The sequence below is a fragment of the Actinoplanes sp. NPDC051633 genome (assembly GCF_040681735.1).
Taxonomy (GTDB): Bacteria; Actinomycetota; Actinomycetes; order Mycobacteriales; family Micromonosporaceae; genus Actinoplanes.
This window is the reverse complement of record NZ_JBFAZH010001134.1, coordinates 1-2495: the sequence shown is the minus strand read 5'-3', so window position 1 is coordinate 2495 and position 2495 is coordinate 1. Positions and strand designations below refer to the sequence as shown.

At 70.0% G+C, this 2495-nt stretch carries 2 protein-coding genes; both read left to right on the top strand.

The features are described 5' to 3' along the window. The coding region (locus AB0M20_RS38025; protein WP_364305710.1) for a serine hydrolase at positions 1 to 1375 on the top strand (1375 nt) is incomplete at its 5' end. A gap of 15 nt (positions 1376 to 1390) precedes the next feature. Then, a partial coding sequence (gene ngcE / locus AB0M20_RS38020) for an N-acetylglucosamine/diacetylchitobiose ABC transporter substrate-binding protein (protein WP_364305708.1) occupies positions 1391 to 2495 on the top strand: 1105 nt, incomplete at its 3' end.

Sequence of the window (2495 nt, the reverse complement as noted above, 5' to 3'; positions counted from 1 at the left end):
CGTCGACACCCTCTACGACCTAGCCTCGGTGACCACCCTGATCCCCTCGGTCGTGCTGCTCCAGCTCGTCGCCGAGGGCCGCGTCGACCTGGACGCCCCGGTCGCGACCCACGTCCCCGAGTTCGCCGCCGGCGGCAAGGCGGCGATCACCCCGCGGAACCTGCTCAACCACAACTCCGGGCTGCCGGCGTTCCGGCCGTTCTACAGCTCGTACCCGACGCCCGAGACCCGGCTCGCCGCGGCGCTGGCCACCCCGGTGGCGGCCGGCACGACGCCGGGCGCGCAGTACGTCTACTCCGACATCGGGCTGATCGCACTGGGCGTGCTGATCCAGCGGGTCACCGGCAAGCCGCTCGACGTGGCGGTGCGCGAGCGGGTGACCGGGCCACTGTCCATGCGGGACACCCTGTACCGGCCCGGGCCCGAGCTGCGGGACCGGATCGCCGCCACCGAGTTCCAGCCGTACGTCGGGCGGGGCATGGTGTGGGGCGAGGTGCACGACGAGAACGCGTGGAGCCTGGGCGGGGTGGCCGGGCACGCCGGGCTCTTCTCGACCGCCGGCGACCTGGCGATCTTCTGCCAGATGCTGCTCAACGGCGGGCGATACCGGGGTCACCGGATCCTCTCCGAGGCGATGGTCCGGCAGGCGCTGGTCAACTACAACTTCGACATCGAGCTGCAGTTCCCGGACAGCGACCGGGGGCTGGGTTTCGAGCTGAACAAGCACCTGTACATGGACGCGATGGCGTCGCCGGTGACCTTCGGGCACACCGGGTTCACCGGCACCTCGCTGGTGATCGACCCGCTCAGCCACTCGTTCCTGATCATCCTCGCCAACCGGGTGCACCCCGACCGCGGCTGGGGCACCAACACGGCCGCCCGGCGCGCGATCGCCCGATCGTTCGCCGACGCGCACCCGGTGCGGCCCGTCTTCGGTGGCACGGCGTGGCGCACCGAGCGCCGCGACAACGCCACCGTCACCCTGACCGCGCCGCTGCGCCGGGCGGCCGGCGCGAACGCGTACGCCTCGTTCCTGCTCTGGTACGACACCGAACCACGATCCGACTCGGCTCTCATCGAGACGTCCGCCGACGGCGGCGCCACGTGGGCACCCCTGCCCGCGACGCTGCGCTCGGCCGGACATCGGTTCACCACCGACGGCAGCCTCACGGGCTACGGGGGCCGCCGGTGGTGGCAGGTGACCGCGGCGCTGCCGGCCGGCGCAACGACGGTGCGATGGAGCTATCGGACCGACGCCGGCCTGCAGGGCCGCGGCATCTATGTGGACCACCTCCTGGCGGTCGATCCGCGCGGGCCGCTCTTCACCGCCGGCGACCCCTGGACACCGGACGGCTGGCGCGAATCAACGTCCTGACGAGAGGGAAATTCCATGGCATCGACGATCAGCCGGCGCGGGCTGCTGCACGGCGCGGCCGCGATCGGCGCCGCGAGCGCGCTCACCGGGTGCGCGATGGGCGGCGACTCGGACGACGACTCGGCCAAGACCGACGCGAGCGCCACCAACCCGCTGGGGGTCAAGGAGGATGCGCCGCTCGAGGTGGTGATCTTCAACGGCGGGTTCGGTGAGGAGTACGCGAAAGCCCACGAGGCCATGTACAAGGAGAGATATCCGAAGGCGACGATCAAGCACTCGGCGACCCAGCAGATCAGCCAGACGCTGCAACCCCGCTTCGTCGGCGGCGACCCGCCCGACGTGGTGAACAACTCCGGCGGGAACCAGATCGACTTCAACGGGCTCGTCTCCGAGGGTGCGCTGACCGACCTGGGCGAGCTGCTGGACGCGCCCAGCCTGGACGACCCCGCCAAGAAGGTGCGGGACACGCTGCTGCCGGGGATCGTCGACGTCGGCTCGTACGACGGGAAGTTCCTCTCCCTGAACTACGCCTACTCCGCCTACGGCATCTGGCAGTCCGACAAGCTCTTCGAGGCACGCGGCTGGCAGTACCCGAAGACCTGGGACGACATGATCGCGCTGTGCAAGAAGTTCAAGGCGTCCGGGATAGCGCCGTGGACCTACACGGGCGTGCACGCCCGGTACATGAGCTGGCCCATCCTCGCGTCGGCGGCCAAGCTGGGCGGCGTCGAGGTGCTCAAGTCGATCGACAACCTCGAGCCGAACGCGTGGAAACAGGACGCGGTCAAGACCGCCGCTGACGCCTGGTCGCAGCTCGCGACAGACGGTTTCCTGCAGGCCGGCGCGGAAGGCATGGATCACATCCAGGCGCAGACCGAGTGGTGCACCGGAAAGGCCGCCTTCATCTCCTGCGGCTCCTGGCTGGAGAACGAGCAGAAGAAGGTCACGCCGCCCGACTTCCGCATGTCCGCCCATCCCACCCCGAGCCTCACCGCTTCGGACAAACTTCCGTTCGAGGCGTTCCGGGGTACGGGCAGCGAGCCGTTCGTCGTGCCGGCCAAGGCGAAGAATCAGCGCGGCGGCCTCGAGTACCTGCGCGTGATGCTCTCCAAGAAGGGCG